Source organism: Methylobacterium longum (assembly GCF_022179385.1).
Classification (GTDB): domain Bacteria; phylum Pseudomonadota; class Alphaproteobacteria; order Rhizobiales; family Beijerinckiaceae; genus Methylobacterium; species Methylobacterium longum.
The window spans coordinates 15,867-32,241 of sequence record NZ_BPQS01000056.1; the positions used below are offsets into that span (position 1 = coordinate 15,867).

At 74.0% G+C, this 16,375-nt stretch carries 18 protein-coding genes and 1 pseudogene; 6 read left to right on the forward strand and 13 right to left on the reverse strand.

Features of this window, described 5'->3' with window-relative positions:
- Positions 1-20 precede the first annotated feature (20 nt).
- The 5 genes from MFF58_RS26960 to MFF58_RS26980 form a co-directional block, all read right to left on the reverse strand.
- A complete protein-coding gene (locus tag MFF58_RS26960; protein ID WP_238292503.1) occupies positions 21-776 on the reverse strand; it encodes an HWE histidine kinase domain-containing protein in 756 nt (251 codons plus the stop codon).
- A gap of 56 nt (positions 777-832) precedes the next feature.
- Entirely contained in the window at positions 833-1,573 is a 741-nt protein-coding gene (locus MFF58_RS26965) for a Crp/Fnr family transcriptional regulator (protein WP_238292505.1), read from the reverse strand.
- A gap of 179 nt (positions 1,574-1,752) precedes the next feature.
- The gene (locus MFF58_RS26970) at positions 1,753-1,974 is read right to left on the reverse strand and encodes a hypothetical protein (protein ID WP_238292507.1); all 222 of its coding nucleotides are present in this window, start codon (positions 1,972-1,974) and stop codon (positions 1,753-1,755) included.
- 88 nt (positions 1,975-2,062) lie between these two features.
- Positions 2,063-3,292 carry a hypothetical protein gene (locus MFF58_RS26975; RefSeq protein ID WP_238292509.1) on the reverse strand — a complete coding sequence of 410 codons (1,230 nt, stop codon included), beginning with the start codon at positions 3,290-3,292 and terminating at the stop codon, positions 2,063-2,065.
- Between the two features lie 80 nt (positions 3,293-3,372).
- The gene (locus MFF58_RS26980; protein WP_238292511.1) at positions 3,373-3,654 is read right to left on the reverse strand and encodes a hypothetical protein; all 282 of its coding nucleotides are present in this window, start codon (positions 3,652-3,654) and stop codon (positions 3,373-3,375) included.
- A 540-nt stretch (positions 3,655-4,194) separates the two neighbouring features.
- Here MFF58_RS26980 and MFF58_RS26985 point away from each other — a divergent pair.
- From MFF58_RS26985 to MFF58_RS27005, 4 genes are all read left to right on the forward strand, one after another.
- Positions 4,195-4,383, forward strand: a complete 189-nt coding sequence (locus MFF58_RS26985; protein ID WP_238292513.1) for a hypothetical protein — start codon at positions 4,195-4,197, stop codon at positions 4,381-4,383.
- 85 nt (positions 4,384-4,468) lie between these two features.
- A complete protein-coding gene (gene cysE / locus MFF58_RS26990; protein WP_373323397.1) occupies positions 4,469-5,317 on the forward strand; it encodes a serine O-acetyltransferase in 849 nt (282 codons plus the stop codon).
- A 426-nt stretch (positions 5,318-5,743) separates the two neighbouring features.
- Positions 5,744-7,141 carry a family 2B encapsulin nanocompartment shell protein gene (locus MFF58_RS32380; RefSeq protein WP_279603436.1) on the forward strand — a complete coding sequence of 466 codons (1,398 nt, stop codon included), beginning with the start codon at positions 5,744-5,746 and terminating at the stop codon, positions 7,139-7,141.
- The gene (locus MFF58_RS27005; RefSeq protein ID WP_238292515.1) at positions 7,128-9,083 is read left to right on the forward strand and encodes a family 2A encapsulin nanocompartment cargo protein cysteine desulfurase; all 1,956 of its coding nucleotides are present in this window, start codon (positions 7,128-7,130) and stop codon (positions 9,081-9,083) included. Before MFF58_RS32380 ends, MFF58_RS27005 begins: the two co-directional genes overlap by 14 nt.
- A gap of 75 nt (positions 9,084-9,158) precedes the next feature.
- On the opposite strand, the gene serA is transcribed toward MFF58_RS27005, so the two are convergent.
- Positions 9,159-10,382 carry a phosphoglycerate dehydrogenase gene (gene serA / locus MFF58_RS27010; RefSeq protein ID WP_238292517.1) on the reverse strand — a complete coding sequence of 408 codons (1,224 nt, stop codon included), beginning with the start codon at positions 10,380-10,382 and terminating at the stop codon, positions 9,159-9,161.
- Between the two features lie 203 nt (positions 10,383-10,585).
- Between serA and MFF58_RS27015 the strand changes: the two genes are divergently transcribed.
- Positions 10,586-11,605, forward strand: coding sequence for a zinc-dependent alcohol dehydrogenase family protein (locus MFF58_RS27015; RefSeq protein ID WP_238292519.1), 1,020 nt, complete (start codon positions 10,586-10,588; stop codon positions 11,603-11,605).
- Positions 11,606-11,627: 22 nt separating this feature from the next.
- On the opposite strand, the gene MFF58_RS27020 is transcribed toward MFF58_RS27015, so the two are convergent.
- The 6 genes from MFF58_RS27020 to MFF58_RS27045 form a co-directional block, all read right to left on the reverse strand.
- Positions 11,628-11,957, reverse strand: coding sequence for a YjiS-like domain-containing protein (locus MFF58_RS27020; RefSeq protein ID WP_238292522.1), 330 nt, complete (start codon positions 11,955-11,957; stop codon positions 11,628-11,630).
- Between the two features lie 13 nt (positions 11,958-11,970).
- Positions 11,971-12,801, reverse strand: coding sequence for a helix-turn-helix transcriptional regulator (locus MFF58_RS27025; protein ID WP_238292524.1), 831 nt, complete (start codon positions 12,799-12,801; stop codon positions 11,971-11,973).
- A 95-nt stretch (positions 12,802-12,896) separates the two neighbouring features.
- A complete protein-coding gene (locus tag MFF58_RS27030) occupies positions 12,897-13,733 on the reverse strand; it encodes an anti-sigma factor family protein (RefSeq protein ID WP_238292526.1) in 837 nt (278 codons plus the stop codon).
- Positions 13,730-14,272 (reverse strand): sigma-70 family RNA polymerase sigma factor, encoded by a 543-nt coding sequence (locus tag MFF58_RS27035; RefSeq protein ID WP_238292528.1) that lies wholly within the window; start codon positions 14,270-14,272, stop codon positions 13,730-13,732. Before MFF58_RS27035 ends, MFF58_RS27030 begins: the two co-directional genes overlap by 4 nt.
- Before the next feature lie 145 nt (positions 14,273-14,417).
- A complete protein-coding gene (locus MFF58_RS27040; RefSeq protein ID WP_238292530.1) occupies positions 14,418-14,627 on the reverse strand; it encodes a hypothetical protein in 210 nt (69 codons plus the stop codon).
- Positions 14,628-14,837: 210 nt separating this feature from the next.
- The gene (locus MFF58_RS27045; RefSeq protein ID WP_238292532.1) at positions 14,838-15,107 is read right to left on the reverse strand and encodes a GCG_CRPN prefix-to-repeats domain-containing protein; all 270 of its coding nucleotides are present in this window, start codon (positions 15,105-15,107) and stop codon (positions 14,838-14,840) included.
- Between the two features lie 431 nt (positions 15,108-15,538).
- Here MFF58_RS27045 and MFF58_RS27050 point away from each other — a divergent pair, with 431 nt between their 5' ends.
- Positions 15,539-16,069: a hypothetical protein gene (locus MFF58_RS27050; RefSeq protein WP_238292534.1), complete on the forward strand. Its 531-nt coding sequence runs from the start codon at positions 15,539-15,541 to the stop codon at positions 16,067-16,069.
- Between the two features lie 193 nt (positions 16,070-16,262).
- Here MFF58_RS27050 and MFF58_RS27055 read toward each other — a convergent pair.
- Positions 16,263-16,375 (reverse strand): annotated as a pseudogene (locus tag MFF58_RS27055) (porin family protein); the annotation flags it as partial.

Consider the following 16,375-nt stretch of genomic DNA (forward strand, 5'->3'; position numbering starts at 1 on the left):
CGGGGCGCCGGCGGGGGAACTCACCGGCCCTCGTCGTCCCAGGCGACCTCCGGATCCTCGGCCGGGTCTTCCGCGGGGTCTTCGGCGGAGTCTTCGACCGCCTGGTGCCCGATGCGGGCGGAGAGCCGCAGGCGGATCGTCCAGGAGAGCCCGTCCGGCGCGTAGCTCACGGTGGTCTGCGCGCCGAGATCGTAGGCCAGCATGTTCTCCAGCACGTCCGTGCCGAAGCCCCGCCGGGCCGGGGGCCGCACGTCGCTGCCGCCGGTCTCGACCCAGGCCAGGGTCAGCACCGGCATCCCCGCCTCCGCCTCCGCGATCCGCCACGTGGCGCTGACCCGGCCCTGCGGGAGCGCCAGGGAGCCGTGCTCCACCGCGTTGCTGGTCAGCTCGTGCAGCGCCAGCGCCAGGACCAGCGCGGCCCGGGGCCGGAGCCGCACCCGCGGGCCGGCGATCATGGCCTGCTCGCCCTCCCGGACGAGGTGGAACATCAGCTCGTCCGAGATCAGGGTGTGGAGATTCGCGTCGCCGAACGCGTCCGTGGCGGCCTGCACCCGCATGACCGCCCCGAACCGGCCGTCGAGATGGGCCACGTAGGTCTCGACGTCGGCGGCGCTCTCGGCGGATCGGTGCATGACCGTGCGCATCATCGCCATCGTGTTGCGCATCCCGTGGCGCAGACTGTCGGGCACGCCCGCCTCATCGAGCAGGCGACGCAGGCGCGCATTGTCGGCCTCCACGGCCGCGAGGCGCTCCGCCGGGTCGCGAGGGTCTGTCATGCCGGGCTCTCCGGAGGTCGTCGAACGGGCTTCGCTTCCGCCGGGGCGATCGCGGCTCAGGCGCGGCGGGCGGCGGCGGAACCGGCTTCGGCCGTCAGGTGGAGGTAGGTGGGGTCGAAATGCCCGAGCCGGGCCAGCGCCGCCGGGTCGTGGATGGTCAGGCGGCGGCTGCGCAGGGTGATCAGTCCGAGGCCGCGCAGCTCCTGCAACGTACGATTGATGTGCACGCTGGTCTGACCCATCGCGTCGCCGAGGTCGTTCTGGGTGATCGGCATCGGACAGGTCGTGTCGTCCGCGAGGCCGACCGCTGCCAGCCGGGCGTGCAGTTCGCAGAACAGGTGGGCGAGCCGCTCGATCCCGGTGCGGCTGCCGAGGCTGACGGTCCATTCGCGCTGGACCGCCGCGGTGGCCAGCGCCTCGCGGTGGAAGGCGATGTCGAGGCCCGCGCTGCGGGCCGTCAGGGTCTGCAGGGCGCCGCCGCTGATCTGACCGAGCGCGACCGGCGTGATCGCGCCGATCGCGTGATCCATCACGTCGAGGAGGAAGACGTGCGGGTCGCAGGGGTCGCCCGGCAGCAGGAGCGCGACGATCTGGCGGCGGCCGTTGGCGAATTGCCGGTAGCGGCAGGCCCAGCCGTCCAGGATGACGTTGACGGCGCGCGGGTCGTCGCCCTCGTGGATGATGTCGGTGCGGGCCGCGACCATGCGGACCGGGCTGACGGCCTCGGCCAAGCAGTGTCGGTCCGTTTCCGACAGATGGATGTAGCGATCTAACTTGCGCACAAGCGGATTTTGCACGGCTGCTGCTCCGCGTCGGCGTGGGATCAAGAGCCTACATTAGATCGGGTCCTTGAATACTTATGCAAATTAGTTTTGAGCCCGAAGGCTCGCGGCCCGGCGCCGATCGGGGGCGGGCCCCGGCCGGGCCTCGCCGCGGCGCCCGACCGGCCCCGGCGCCGCGCCGCGCGGGCGTCCCGTCAGCTGTCCCGGTCGGCCCGGCGCAGGGACCACAGCAGGGTCCCGCCGGCATCCACCAGCCAGAGGGCGTTGATGGTGTCGTCCTCGATCGTCAGCGAGCGGCTGTTGGCGAGGCGCACGGCCTCCTTCGCGTCGGCGGCGGAGAGCACCTCGTCGACGAGCGGGTCGCCGATCGCCCCGTCCTCGCTGCGAACCGCCCCGCGCAGGCGATATCCCGGCATCCGCCCTCTCCCGTCCCCCGATCGGCCGGCGCCGCGGCCCGGCCGCCTGCGAAGATAGGCGGCGGCGCGGCTTGTCGAGGGGGCGGCCCTACGGACCGGCCCGCTCGGCGAGCACCGGCCGCGGCTCGGCCAGGAGCAGCGACCGCAGCGCCGCCGCGGAGGCCGGGGCCGGCAGGCCGAGGATCCGCGCCGTGGCGGCGATCCGGGCCGCGCACGCCACCGGCCGGGCGGGGAGCGGATCCGGCGCGGCGGCGTCCGGCGGCGGCGCGGGGGCCCGGGCGAGGAGCGGCGCGAGGCCGTCCCCAGCATGCGCGTGCCCGTGCCCGTGTGTGTGCCCCCGACCCTGCCTGGGTCGGGAGGGCCGCTCGGCCCTGAGCCGCGCGTCCAGCGCCACGAGGTCGCCGGCCGCCAGGATCGCGCAGGCCGCTTCGTCCCGCGGTTCGGCGCCCCGCATCGTCGCCAGGACCCGGCGCCCCAGAGCCTGGACGAGGGCGTCGTCGCCGGCCCGGAACCGCCGCCGCAGGTAGGCGCCGGCCATCCGCCTCAGGCCCGCGGCCGCCTCCCCCTCCGGCCGGCCGGCCGCGTAGCCGTCCCGGTACCACCGGGCGATGGGATCTAGGTCGGCCGCGCCCGCCTGCCGCAGGATCGGCAGGGCGCGCAGGATCGCCGCGCGGGCGCCGGCCTCGCTCGGATCCGCGTCCAGGGTGGAGTCGGGCAGGCGGTCCGGGCCGACGATGGCGGTGACGATGCCGGCCGCGCGCAGCCGCGCGGCGTCCGGGATCCAGATCCCGGCCGGGGGCACCGCCAGCGCCCGCGCCACGAAGGCGCGCGGCAGGCCGGCGGCCCGGTAGGCGGCCCGCTCCGGGGCGGGATCCACCGGACGCATCCGGCCGTGGGCGCCGACGATGTAGGGGGCGTGGAAGCCGAGCCGGCCGCCGGCCGCGAGGAGGCGCGCCCGCCCGCGGACGAAGATCAGCGTGCAGGCCGACACGCAGACGTCGGGCACGTAGGTGGCGAGCCCCCGCGCCGTCACGAGCGCGCCGATCGCCGCCCCCTCCGCCACGAGGCCGCCGTCGCTGGTGAGGTGGATGCGCTCCACCCCCGGATGCGTCGCGAGGAGGTCGGCCACCCGGGTGGCGACGCCGGCGGTGAGGTCGCCCGCGAGGCGCAGGTCCCGCCCGTCCGGTCCCACCGCGACCCGAGCCGGATTGTCCGGCGCCCCGGCGGCCGAAACCGGGCCGGCGGCCGCGAGTGCCAGGGCGAGGCCGCGGGCAGCGATCCCCGTCCGGCGCCCCCATCCTCGGGTGACGCGCGACATGGCAGTGTCCGTCGTTGGGGATTGGTCGATGGGGACCGGTCGGGGGAGACCGGCTGCCGGCGAATCGAGAGGCGGCGCGCCTACCGGAGGTAGGCGACGAACATCTCGGACACGGCCCGCGCGGCGTAGGCCTCCGGGCTCTCGCCCCAGCGGACCGGGAAGGCCTCGCCCATGCGCCGGCCGGCGAGGATCCCGGCCACCTCGTCGGGCATCAGGCCGTCGTCGACGGCGCTCGCGAGGGCGGCGCGCTCGTGGGCCGAGAGGGACTGGTGTCGCAGGCGGAACGGGGTGCGGGGCTCGTCGGCCGCCGCGGCGGGGGGCGGGTCTCGAGGCGCGGGGTGGGGACTGTCATAGGTCAGCATCGCTGGTCGCCTTCCATGTCGGGTGTCGGACGCTCTCCTGGTCTCGGGGGCGGCAGCACCGCGGACAGCGTGAAGTCATCGCGGCGATCTGATGCGTGGCGGCGGTCACCGTATACTCCATCGTTCCGGGATCGACTGGGCTGCCAATGGTCTTTCGGCGGTCTCAATCTAGGCGCCGGACCCGAGAATATGCTGCCAAATTTTCGATGACTTGGGGGTTAGCGTGTTCGCGACGGGCGCCGCCGGGAGCAGAAGGTGAGGCCCGGGAGTGCCGGCCCGGCCCGGCCGGATCCCCACGGGGCAGCCTCACGGGCTTGCAAAAGCGCGCCCGGTCCGCAATTATTATGCAGTTGCAATAACTTAGCGAAGACCATGCTCCTCATGGGACAGCGCGCGACCGAAATCTTCTCCGCGTTCCGGGCGCATCCGGAAGACCCTTCCCGCCGGCGGGGCCGGGCGCCGGCCCGATCCGGACCGCCGCCGAATCGGGCCGTCGCGACCGGCCGGCCCGGGGCGGCCGACGCGCCGGCCTCAACCCCGGTGAGGCAGGGTGACGAAGTGGTGTTCGCGCGGCTCGACCTCGCCGAGATCCTGGGGATCTGGCGCCACGCCCGCGGCCGGGTGGTGGGCGTCCACCGCCAGGCCGGCGGCGCCACGGTGGACGTGCAGTTCCAGGGGCACGACACCCTGGAGCGCTACCTGCCCGACCTGTTCCGGCGCGTGCATTGAGGCGGCCCCTCCGGTGAGCCCGTACGCGTATGACCGCCCGTCCCGCGGTCGCCCGGCCCTGCCGGCCCCGGCCCTGACGCCCACCCTGGCGCCCGCCCTGGCGCCGACGCAGCCGCCCCTGCGCGCCACGAGCCGCGGCACCGCCGAGGCCGAGGTCTGGGCGGAGCTGCGCGCCGAGGCCGAGGCGGCCCTGATCGAGGAGCCGCTCTACGCCGGGATCATCCAGGCGACGATCCTCGACCAGCGCTCCCTCGCGCAGGCCTTCGCCTACCGCCTCGCCCACCGCCTCGGCGACGGCGACCTGGCGCGGCTGTCGATGCGCGACCTGTGCCTCGCGGCCTTCGAGGCGGACCCGCAGGCCAGCGCGCACGCGGTGCGCGACCTCGTGGCGATCCGGAAGCGCGACCCGACCTGCCGCCGCTACCTCGACCCGTTCCTGTTCTACAAGGGACTGGCGGCGCTGGAGGCCTACCGGGTCGGCCACTGGCTCTGGCACCAGGGCCGGGCGACCCTGGCGCTGCACGTCCAGAGCCGCATCTCCGAGGTGTTCGGCTGCGACATCCACCCGGCGGCCCGGATCGGCTCGGGGGTGTTCATCGACCACGCCACCGGGGTGGTGATCGGCGAGACCACGGTGATCGCCGACGACGTCTCGATCCTCCAGTCGGTGACGCTCGGCGGCAACGGCAAGGAGAGCGGCGACCGGCATCCCAAGATCGAGCGCGGGGTCCTGCTCAGCGTCGGCGCCAAGGTGCTGGGCAACATCCGGGTCGGCGCGGGCGCCAAGGTCGCGGCCGCCGCGGTGGTGCTGCAGGACGTGCCGCCCCACACCACGGTGGCGGGCGTGCCGGCCCGGGTGGTCTCGCGCCTCCCCGCCGACGAGGAGCCGGCGCTGACCATGAACCAGTCGTTCGGCGACGGTGACGGAATCTGAGGCGTCGAAAAATCCTTCCCGCGAAACAAAGGCGTCGATCCCCCGTCGTGGGCGCGCGCGGAAAAAATGATCTTCTCTGCATCCCGCGAGAAGACGAGGGTCTCTCCTATGGATCGTGCATGCCAGGAGGTGACCTTCCAAAAGAGAAGAGAAATTAAGAACATCGTTTCGTTGACGCTGGGCCGAATCGGACTCTATCCAAGCATCGCCGGACAACGGATCTCCTGAGTCCGGCCGGTGGGGCGGGCGTCGATTGCCCGTCTTCTCGAAAGACGATGCTTCCACCGATGTCGGCGCGATGTTTCGGCTCGCCGTCATCACCGGGACTTGAACCATACTTTGCGCCCGCCCCGCGCGCTGCGGGGACGCCCGCCTCGGCGCGGGCCGATGCGGCGCGCCCGCAACCTGACGACGTGAGGACGAACGATGAGCGGACCGGGTCTGAGCGTGAGCGCCACGGCGGCACGCAATCTAGCGACGGCGACCGTCACCTCGGTCCAGAACGCGGCGAACACGCCGCGCTGGCTCCTGCGGCTCCTGCCCTTCGTGGACGTGGCGGGCGGGGTCTACCGCGTCAACCGCCGCGCCGTCGTGCTGGCCCGCCCCGGCCGGATCGATCTCGCCGCCGAGGACAAGGGCGGCAGCAAGGTGATCCGTCCCGCCTCCCTGCGGGCCGTGCCGCTGTTCAGCCGGCTGGGCGATGCCGAGCTGGCGGCGCTGGCGGCCAAGTTCACCGAGAGCCAGCACAAGGCCGGCACGGTGATCCACGAGGAGGGCTCCGCGGGCCGCAGCCTCACGGTGGTGGCCGACGGCACCGTCGAGCTGACCCTGTCGGGCCCCTACAAGGGCCGCCTGCGCCAGGGGCTGGCCACGAAGGGCGACTATTTCGGCGATGCGGGTCTCGCCGGTGAGCGCGCCCCCGCCCCAGCCGTGAAGGCCCTGTCGGCCGTGACCCTCCTGACCCTCGACGCCGCCGCGGTGGAGAGCGAGGAGATCCGCGCCAAGATCGCCCAGTACCGCGAGGAGCGCGACCGCCTCAAGGGCCACACCAACTCGTACGGCGAGCAGGGGATCGAGCTGCTGGCGGTCCATACCGGCGAGCCGCGCCTGCCGACGACCTTCGTGGATTACGAGGTCGATCCGCGCGAGTACCACCTCTCGACCATCCAGACGATCCTCAACACCCACACCCGCGTCACCGACCTCTACTCCAACGAGATCGACCAGCTCCGCGAGCAGATCCGCCTCACGGTCGACGCCGTGAAGGAGCGCGAGGAGTGGGAGCTCCTCAACAACGCGCAGTTCGGCCTGCTGGGCGAGGTCGGGCCGCGCCAGCGCATCCCCACCCGCGGCGGCCCGCCCACCCCGGACGACCTCGACGAGCTGCTGACCCTGGTCTGGAAGAAGCCGGCCTTCTTCGTGGCCCATCCCCGCGCCATCGCGGCCTTCGGCCGGGAGGCGACCCGCCGCGGCGTGCCGCCGGTGGTCGTCCACCTGTTCGGCGCGCCGTTCCTCACGTGGCGCGGCGTGCCGCTGGTGCCGAGCGACAAGCTGCCGATCGACATCGACCCGGTGACCGGGGCCGAGACCACCGCGATCCTGCTGCTGCGGGTCGGCGAGGGCGAGCAGGGCGTGGTCGGCCTGCAGAAGTCCGGCGTGACCGGCGAGATCGAACCCGGCCTGTCGGTGCGCTACATGGGCACCAACGACCACTCGATCGCCTCGCACCTCGTGACCCGCTACTTCTCGGCCGCCGTGCTGGTCGAGGACGCGATCGCCCGCCTCGATAACGTGCTGCTGGGCACCTACCATGACTACGCCTGAGGCCCCCGCCCTCGGGCTGCCCGGGGCGAGCCCGGGCGACCTCGCGCACGCGGATCTCGTCGGGCGCCTCGCCCGGGAGATCTACGGGCAGGGGCAGGGGCAGGCCGCGAGCCGGCCCTTCGCGCCGGCGCTCCCCGCCGGCCCCGAGGTCCCGCAGGCCCTCGAGAGCCTACCCCAGGGCCCGGGCGGCGCGCCGCTGCCGAGCGCCCCGGTGGGCGTCCCCTCGGGGCCTTCGGGCGGCCGGCCCGCCGGCCTGCAGCCCGACGCGTCGGCGCTGGCGGCGCGGTCCTTCGGGGCGCCGCCCGTCGGCCTGCCGGGCCTCTCAGGCCCGACCGTGCCGAACCGCGCGCCGGCGAGCCCGGCCTTCGCCGATGTCGGGGCGATCCCGCCGGTCCAGCCGGCGGGTCCGCGCACCGCGCGGCCGGACTTCTCCTTCGCCGGCGCCCCGACGCCGGCGGCCACCCTCCCCGGCGGTCCGGAGCTGTACCGGCCTATCGCCGCGGACCATCCCCGCGCCACCGCCTTCGCGCACGCGCTCGCCCCGCACCTCGTGCCGGCCGACCCGTCGGGGGCCGGAAGCGACGCGCCGCAGGAGAGTTCGTCCCGGACGCCCGCGGCGCCGGCCGGCGACTACTACTTCCTGAATCTCGCCCCCGGACCGGCCCGCCGGGCGCCGGCGAGCCCCCGGGTCGAGCCGGCCCGCGACCCGGGTTCGCGCCCGGTGGCGGCGCCCTTCGACGTGGAGCGCGTCCGCCGGGACTTCCCGGCCCTGCACCAGAGCGTCAACGGCCACCCGCTGGTCTGGCTCGACAACGCCGCCACCACCCACAAGCCGCAGGGGGTGATCGACGCGACCGCGGAGTTCTACGCCCGGCACAACTCGAACATCCACCGGGCCGCCCACACCCTGGCGGCGCGCGCCACCGACCTGTTCGAGGGCGGCCGCGAGGCGGTGCGGCGCTTCCTCAACGCGCCCACGAAGGACGACATCGTCTTCCTGCGCGGCACCACGGAGGCGATCAACCTCGTGGCGAATTCCTACGGCCGGGCGCATGTCGGCCCGGGCGACGAGATCCTCGTCTCGACCCTCGAGCACCACGCCAACATCGTGCCCTGGCAGATGCTGGCGCAGCAGGCGGGGGCGACGCTCCGGGTGATCCCGGTCGACGACCGGGGCGAGATCATCTTCGAGCAGTACGCGGCGCTCCTGTCGGGCCGCACCAAGATCGTCTCGGTGACGCAGGTGGCCAACGCGCTCGGCACCGTGAACCCAGTGCGGGCGATCATCCAGCTCGCCCACGCCTACGGGGTGCCGGTGCTGGTCGACGCGGCGCAATCCGCGCCGCACATGCCGTTGGACGTGCAGGCCCTCAACGCCGACTTCCTGGTCTTCTCCGGCCACAAGGTGTTCGGGCCGACCGGCATCGGCGCGCTCTACGGCAAGGCGCACCTGCTGGCGGCGATGCCCCCCTGGCAGGGCGGCGGCCACATGATCGAGGACGTCACCTTCGCCCGCACGGTCTACAAGGGCGCGCCGGAAAAGTTCGAGGCCGGCACGCCCGACATCGCCGGCGCGGTCGGCCTCGGGGCGGCGCTCGACTACCTCGCGGGCCTCGGCCTGCCGGCGATCGCCGCCTACGAGCACGACCTGCTGGACTACGCGCAGGCCGGTCTCGCCGACGTGACGGGGCTGCGCCTGATCGGCACGGCGCGGGAGAAGGCGAGCGTGATGTCCTTCGTGATCGCCGGGCAGGAGAACGCGGCGGTGGCCCGCCACCTCGACGCCCACGGCATCGCGGTGCGCTCCGGCCATCACTGCGCCCTGCCGGCCCTGCGCCGGTTCGGGGTCGACCAGTCGGTCCGGGCCTCGCTGGCCTTCTACAACACCCGCGCGGAGGTCGACGCCTTCCTCAAGGCGCTGCACACCCTGCCGCGGCCGTGAGCGGGCGGGGAGGCCGGCCGATCCAGGGCTCCCCCGCCCCCGCAAGGGGGAGCCGCACGGCAGCCGCAGCCCGCGTCACCCCGCCGCCGGCCGGAGGTGCCGCGTCCGCACCGTACCGTCGATGGCCCGCAGCGCGCGGAGCACCGCCTCCACCTCGCCCGCCGGCACCGACGCGTCCACCACGACGTAGCCGAACTCGCCGTCCGTCTGCAGGTGCTGCGCGTCGATGTTGAGCGACCGGCCCGAGAAGACCGCGTTGATCTGCCCGAGCACGCCGGGCACGTTCCGGTGCACGTGGAGGAAGCGGGCGCCGGACAGGCGCGGCGGCAGCTGGACCTGCGGGAAGTTCACGGCGCCGAGCGTCGAGCCCGTCCGGATGTAGTCGACCAGCTTGCGGGCCACCTCCGCGCCGATCCGGTCCTGGGCCTCCTCCGTGGAGCCGCCGACATGCGGGGTGAGGATGACGTTCGGCAGGCCTTGCAGGGGCGATACGAAGCGCTCCGCGTTGGACGTGGGTTCGACCGGAAAGACGTCGATCGCGGCTCCGGCGAGATGCCCGTCGCGCAGCGCCGCCGCCAGGGCGTCCAGATCCACCACCGTGCCGCGGCTGTTGTTGATCAGGCAGGCGCCCGGCTTCATCGCGCGGATGCGCCCGGCGCCCATGAGGCCGTGGGTCAGCGGCGTCTCCGGGACATGGAGGCTGACCACGTCGCTGGCGGCCAGCAGCGCCTCGAGGCTCTCGGCCGGCTCGGTGTTCCCGTGGCGCAGCTTGTCGGTGAGATCGTAGAAGATGACGCGCATGCCCATCGCCTCGGCGAGGTTCGAGAGCTGCGCGCCGATATTTCCGTAGCCGACGATCCCCAGCGTCTTGCCGCGCACCTCGAAGGCGCCGGTGGCCGACTTGTCCCAGCCGCCGGCATGGGCGGATTCCGAGCGCGGCAGGATCCGCCGGAGCAGCATCACGATCTCGCCGATGGTCAGTTCGGCGACGCTGCGCGTGTTCGAGAACGGCGCGTTGAAGACGGGCAGGCCGCGGGCGCGCGCCGTCTCCAGATCGACCTGGTTGGTGCCGACGCTGAAGCAGCCGATCGCGGTCAGGCCGGGCAGGCCGTCGAGGAGCGCCGCGGTGACCTGCGTGCGCGAGCGGATGCCGAGGACGGTGGCGTCGGCGAGATCGCGGGTGTCGTCGGGGCCGAGGGCGCGCGGCAGGTGCCGGATGGCGCCGATCCCGGCCTGCGCGAAGATCTTGGACGCTGTCGGCGCTATGCTTTCGGTCAGAACGACGCGCTCGGTCGACACGGTCGAGCCTCCTTCCACGGACGGGATGCGATCCGTGACCTTGCCGCCGGGGCAGCGCAGCGGCAAGGGCCCGCGTCGCGGGCGTCGAGGGACCGCCCTTCGCCCGCCGCCCTCCCCCGAACCGGGTCGGCCCCTCGACGCCGGCGGCGCGCGCTGTCAGGGTCTGCCCCCGGCGGCCGAGGCCGCGGAGCGACAGGTGCCTGATGACCGGATCGACAGCCCGCGCCGTGATCGTCCAGCCGGGCGGCGGCTTCGACAAGGTCGGCTTCGGTGCGCGGCCGGTGCCCGAGCCCGGTCCCGGCGCGATCACCGTCCGCCTGCGGGCGAGCTCCCTCAACTATCACGATTACGCCGTGGTCAGCGGCCTCTGGGGGCCGAGCGAGCCGCGCGTCCCGATGTCCGACGGCGCCGGCGAGGTCGAGGCCGTGGGGCCCGGCCCCAGCGAATTCGCGGTCGGCGACCGGGTGGTCAGCACGTTCTTCCCGACTTGGACCGAGGGCACGCCGCTGGTCGAGGGTTTCGCCACCGTGCCGGGCGACGGGATCGACGGCTACGCCCGCGACCGGGTGACCGCGCCGGCGGCCGCCTTCACCCACGCGCCCCGGGGCTGGGACCACGCCGAGGCGGCGACCCTCACCACCGCCGCGCTCACCGCGTGGCGGGCGCTCCATGCCGATGCCGGACTGAAGGGCGGCGACGTCGTGCTGGTGCAGGGCACCGGCGGGGTGTCGCTGTTCGGCCTGCAATTCGCCAAGGCGGCGGGCGCCACCGTCATCGCCACCTCCGCCAGCGACGAGAAGCTGGAGCGCCTGCGCGGCCTCGGCGCCGACCACGTCTTCAACTACCGCGCCGACCCGGCCTGGGGCGAGACGGCGCGGCGCCTCACGGATGGGCGCGGCGTCGACCACGTCCTCGATGTCGGCGGCCCGGGAACGCTGGAGCAGTCCATGGCCGCCGTGCGGGTCGCCGGCCACATCTCGGTGATCGGCATCCTCTCGGGCGTCGCGGGGGAACTGCCCCTGGTGCCGGCGCTCCTGAAGCAGATCCGCCTGCAGGGCGTGCTGGTCGGCAGCCGCCGGCACCAGATCGAGATGGTCCGTGGCATCGAGGCCTGCGGGCTCCGGCCGGTGGTGGACAGCCGCTACCCCCTCGACGAACTCGTGGCGGCGTTCCGCCACCAGGAAAGCAACCGCCACTTCGGCAAGATCTGCATCGCCATCTGAGCGATCCGGAACTCGGGACGGCTCAGCGGAGGGCGGATCCCAGCGCGCCCGGCGCCAGGGACGCCGACACCGCGGCCGTCCACGGGGCCGCCGGGCGGCTCGGCGGAGCGGGGCTGTGAGTGCAGCCGTTCTCGCAGAAGGTCGCGAGCGTGCGCCGATCCAGGCCGATATCGCGCAGCATCTCGTCGTCGAGCGCCGACAGGAGACGGAAATTCCGCGCCGCCATGCGGCGCTTCTGGGCAGATTTCAGGAAAGAGAGGAGCATGAAGGAGCCTCCATCGTGCCGGAAGATCTGTTGTTTATCAATGTCCGGCTGAATCAGCGTCGCTGTATTGTCATTCGCTCGCATCATCCGTTTGGACTACTCATCGAATCCCGGGCGGATATTTTGACGCCGGCGCCCGGCCGTGAGCCGCTTCCGGGTGCCGAACCGGCGGGACCTTGGGCGGCACGCGGCACGCGGCAAGCGGCTGCGGGCAGAGCAGGAGCAGGCGCATCAGCTCCGCCTGCCGACGGGTTCCGGTCTTCTCGAAGAGGCGCCGCAGGTGGACGCGCGCCGTGTTCCGGGTGATCCCGCGGCGGCGAGCGCTCGCCGCCAGATCGTTCCCCCCCAGGATGTCGACCGCCAGGGCCGCCTCGGCCTGCGTGAAGCCGAACTGATCCTGCAGGGCGCCCGGGGCCGGCAGCGGGACGTCCGCGGGATCGATGAGGCGCAGGAGCACGGCTCCTCCGTCCGCGCCCCCCTCGCCGCCCCCGTCGGTGCCCAACTCGGCGTCCGATTCGGCGGGGCCGAGGGCCGGGATCGCGCAGGCGGCGACCAGCAGGGTCCCGCCCTCCCCCATGAGGCGCGCCGAGCCGGCGCGTCCGTCGGCGGCGCTGCCGAGAATCCGGCGCAGGGCCGCGCCGTCCGCCGGCGTGGTGCCGCGCAGGCGGCCGTGCTCCAGGCGCAGGAGGCCCCGGCGGACGACGCCCCGGGCCGCGCGGTTCAGGAAATGCGCGCGGCCGGACCGGTCGGTGACCGCCAATCCCTGCTCGAGATGCTCGGCCAGGAGGTGGAGCGCGGCCTCCACGAGGCCCGGATCCGGCGCGGCGCACCGGCTCCCGCCGGCGATGAGCCGCCACGGGCGCACGGGGCCGGGCGCAGGCGCGGCGGCCATCCGGCCGTGGCGGGAATCCGGGTCCGGTTGAGCGATCACGCGCGGATCCTCGTCAGAGCCTCGTCGGAGCGACCGGATGAAGAACCCGGCGGCGGGGACGGTTATTCCCGGCCGCGCGGTTTCCGGCGGCGGCCCTAGCCCGGCCGGCCGGTCCGGGACCGGAACAGCTCCACGAAGGCGCGCAGGTCGCGCCGGTTGAGGTCCGACACCGCCCAGTAGGTGAGATCGCCGAGGCTCCACCGCTCGATCGTCGTCCCGTCCCGCCGCTCCTCCCCGGCCCCCGGCCCCTCCGCCGCGGGGAGGACCGTGACGCTGATCACGTGCCGGTCCTTGCGGTAGACCAGGGTCGGCACGGGGTTCCCGGCGACGATGTCGATCCGGCCCCCCACCAGCGGGAAGCCCTGGTCGGCGAGGTCCGGCGCGTCAGGGGCGAGCGTGGTGCGCCCGTTGAACCAGGGCTTGACCACGTGGCGGTCGGACGAGGCCACGTCGAAGGGCTGCGGCGCCGCGAGGCCGCGCAGGTGGCCGGCGAGCACGGCCTCGACCGCGGTCCCGGTGCGGTCGACGCGGAAGGCGCCGCTGCCCAGCGTCGCCCCCCCGGCAAGGCCGAGGACGAGCGTCGCGGCCAGCGCCTGCCAGGAGCCGCGCCAAGAGCCGCGCCACAAGCCGCCCCAAGAGCCGCCCCAGGGGCCGCGCCACAAGCCGGGCCGGGATCCGGACATCGACCGCCCGCCCGGCGGCGGGTCGGCGAATCCGATCGCGTGGATCACGCGGCCGCGCAGGGCTTCGGGGGCGGGCGGGGGCGCCGGCGTCGCCCGCAGATCGGCCGAGAGGCCGCGGAGGCGCTCCGCCGCCGCCCGCAGGGCCGGCTCGGCCGCGAGGCGGCGCTCCATGGCCAGGACCTCGCCGGCCGACAGCTCGCCGTCGAGGTAGGCGCCGAGGAGCAGGAGCGTTTCGTCGTCGTCGATCATCGCCCGTCCCCCGCGAGCCGGATCAGGAGGTGCTGCCGCGCGCGGCCGAGGCGGGACATCACGGTTCCGACGGGGACGCCCGTCACCGCGGCGATCTCCCGGTAGCTGAGGCCGTGGTACTCGCGCAGGACCAGGGTCTCCCGGAAGGCGACCGGCAGGGCCTCGACCGCCCGGGCGAGCTGCCCGGCGTCGTCGCGGGCGATGAGAGCCGCCTCGGGCGTCACCGGCGCCTCGGCCAGGGCACTGCCGGATTCGAGGGCGGCGCGGGCCTCGGGGGCGAGATCCTCGGCGAAGATCACCGCCCTGGGCCGGTGCCGCTGCAGCCAGGAATAGCCGGTGTTGCGGACGATGGTCAGGAACCACGCCCGGGCATTGCCCTCCGCAAATCCCTCGATCGCCCGGTAGGCGCGCAGACACGCCTCCTGCATCACGTCCTCGGCGTCGGTGGCGTTGCCGGTGAGCCAGTGCGCGAGCCGGTAGCCCTCGTCGAGGCGCGGGAGGACGAGCTGGCTGAACCGCGCGCGGGCCAGGGTCGTCATGCGGCGCGCCGCGCTGCGCCGGTCCGGTCGAAGATCCCTGGGGCCATGGGTGCCTCGCCCTGAGCGCTACGCCATGGCATCGGAAACCGGCAAGGGGCCGCGTTTATTCCCGGGGCGTCGGCGACCCGGGGCACACGCGGGCGCCCTACGCCGTCCGGGAGAGGGGAGCCGTCCGCGCCTCGTCCTCGGCGTCGCGCCGCGTCTCCGGATCGTCCGCGGCCCGCGCGGGACCGGACGCCGGCGTCGGCGCGGCCTGCGGAAACCCGTCCGCGCCGAGGTGCTTCCGGCCGGCGCGCAGGCCCGCCGCACATTCCTCCGGCGAGGGATTCGCGCCTCCGCTCTGATCCCGGGCCATGGGCGCTCCCGATGCGCGGCGCGGCCGCGCGAATTTGTGTCACGACGCCCGTTGCGCGGGGGCCGGCGCGGCCCCGGTGCAGGGGGGCGCGACCGCGCGAGACGGGGCGGGCGGCCGTCTCCGCGGAGAGGCCGCCCGCCCTCGGATCAACCCGTGGATTGCGTTACGGTTCGGCGGAGGCGACCTCCGTCCGCTTGGCCCGTCTCCGCCTCAGTAGCGGCAGACGCGCCGGGGGCCGAACGGGGTCGGACGGAAGAAGCAGCGCGGGCCGTAGAAGCGCGGCCGGCGGTAGATCGGGCGGCAGCGTCCGTAGGGGCCGGGCGCCCAGCCGGGGCCGCAGCCGAAGGCCACGGTGCCGACCGCCGCGGGGCCGGTGATCGTGTCGGCCGCCACGGGCGCCAGGGGCGCGGCGCCGGCGGAGGCGACGCCGAGGCCGCCGACGACGGTCGCGGCGGCTGCGAGCATCTTCACGTGCATCATGATCAGACCTTCTGTTCAGACTCGCGCCGGGCTGGCCCCGCGCGAGGCGCGGCTCCTTCGGTCATCGGCCCTGAATGGAAACTGACCTGGGCCATAATTGTCTGGAAACAAACATTCCGCCGGCCAGGCACTGCGCCGGCCAGGCACTCCGCTGCCGAGACCGGAGGCAAAGCCGCCGCGGCGCGACCCGACCGCCGACGCATCGGCGCCGAGGCATCGCGGGCGCATCGGGGGTTCGGCTGCGCGGCCGCGGGATGTCGGGGGGCTGCGGGTTCGAACGGTACCCGGCCGGGGCCGGCTCGCCGATGCCGCGCCGTGCGCGGAGGGCTCGCCCGGTCCGGGCAACCCGGTCCCGCGGCCGGCGGACGCGCTCCAGGAACGGAGCGGCGGGCCTCGTGTTGTCTGCCAAATCTCTATCCGGAGACGCCACGATGGCAGGAACAGCCAAGAAGACCGACCCGAAACTCTGGGACAAGGTCAAGAAAGAAGTCACGAAGTCCGACAAGGGCGGCAAGCCGGGCCAGTGGTCGGCGCGCAAGGCGCAGATGGCGAGCACCGAGTACAAGAAGGAAGGCGGCGGCTACGCGGGCAAGAAGTCGGCCGACAACCACCTCCAGCAATGGACCGAGGAGGAGTGGGACACGAAGTCCGGCAAGGCGAGCGGCAAGACCGGCGAGCGCTACCTGCCCAAGAAGGCCCGCGAGAGCCTGACCGACACGGAATACGCCGCCAGCACGGCCAAGAAGCGGGCCGATACCGCCAAGGGCAAGCAGTTCTCGAAGCAGCCCAGGGCCGCCGCCGAGAAGGCCGCCGCGGCGCGCACGGAGAGCAAGGGCGACACCAAGGGTGGCGCGAAGGGCGGCACCACGAAGGCCGAGTTGATGCGCCGGGCGAAGGCGCAGAACGTGCCCGGCCGGTCGCGGATGTCGAAGGCGCAGCTAGAGCACGCCGTCCACGCCTGAGGGATCGGGCGCGCCCCGACGCGAAGCGTCCCGGGAGGGGCTCCCGGGACGCGCCTCGGCTAAGCGGCCAGTCTGATCGGGCTGGGGATGCTCAGATCGAGGGAGGATGCGGTGCGAACCAATGCCGCACGGATTCCCGGTTCCCCGGAAGCCTCCCTCCGCGCAGGCGCGGAGGGAGACCCGTCGGCGTTTCTCAGTACGAGCCGAACTTGTAGTTCAGGCCTGCGCGGACGACGGCGAACTCGTCGGAGCGGCGGCCGACCGGGCTGTAGAAGGCCGGGACGTTGGAGGCGGCGTTGATCACGA

Coding starts and splice junctions, on each gene's coding strand:
- MFF58_RS32380 (WP_279603436.1), top strand. CDS start 5,744: ATGAGCGGACCGGGTCTGAGCGTGAGCGCCACGGCGGCACGCAATCTA.
- MFF58_RS27020 (WP_238292522.1), bottom strand. CDS start 11,957: ATGATGCGAGCGAATGACAATACAGCGACGCTGATTCAGCCGGACATT.
- MFF58_RS26975 (WP_238292509.1), bottom strand. CDS start 3,292: ATGTCGCGCGTCACCCGAGGATGGGGGCGCCGGACGGGGATCGCTGCC.
- MFF58_RS26980 (WP_238292511.1), bottom strand. CDS start 3,654: ATGCTGACCTATGACAGTCCCCACCCCGCGCCTCGAGACCCGCCCCCC.
- MFF58_RS27005 (WP_238292515.1), top strand. CDS start 7,128: ATGACTACGCCTGAGGCCCCCGCCCTCGGGCTGCCCGGGGCGAGCCCG.
- MFF58_RS27040 (WP_238292530.1), bottom strand. CDS start 14,627: ATGGCCCGGGATCAGAGCGGAGGCGCGAATCCCTCGCCGGAGGAATGT.
- MFF58_RS27030 (WP_238292526.1), bottom strand. CDS start 13,733: ATGATCGACGACGACGAAACGCTCCTGCTCCTCGGCGCCTACCTCGAC.
- MFF58_RS27015 (WP_238292519.1), top strand. CDS start 10,586: ATGACCGGATCGACAGCCCGCGCCGTGATCGTCCAGCCGGGCGGCGGC.
- MFF58_RS27045 (WP_238292532.1), bottom strand. CDS start 15,107: ATGATGCACGTGAAGATGCTCGCAGCCGCCGCGACCGTCGTCGGCGGC.
- MFF58_RS26970 (WP_238292507.1), bottom strand. CDS start 1,974: ATGCCGGGATATCGCCTGCGCGGGGCGGTTCGCAGCGAGGACGGGGCG.
- MFF58_RS26960 (WP_238292503.1), bottom strand. CDS start 776: ATGACAGACCCTCGCGACCCGGCGGAGCGCCTCGCGGCCGTGGAGGCC.
- MFF58_RS27035 (WP_238292528.1), bottom strand. CDS start 14,272: ATGACGACCCTGGCCCGCGCGCGGTTCAGCCAGCTCGTCCTCCCGCGC.
- MFF58_RS27050 (WP_238292534.1), top strand. CDS start 15,539: ATGGCAGGAACAGCCAAGAAGACCGACCCGAAACTCTGGGACAAGGTC.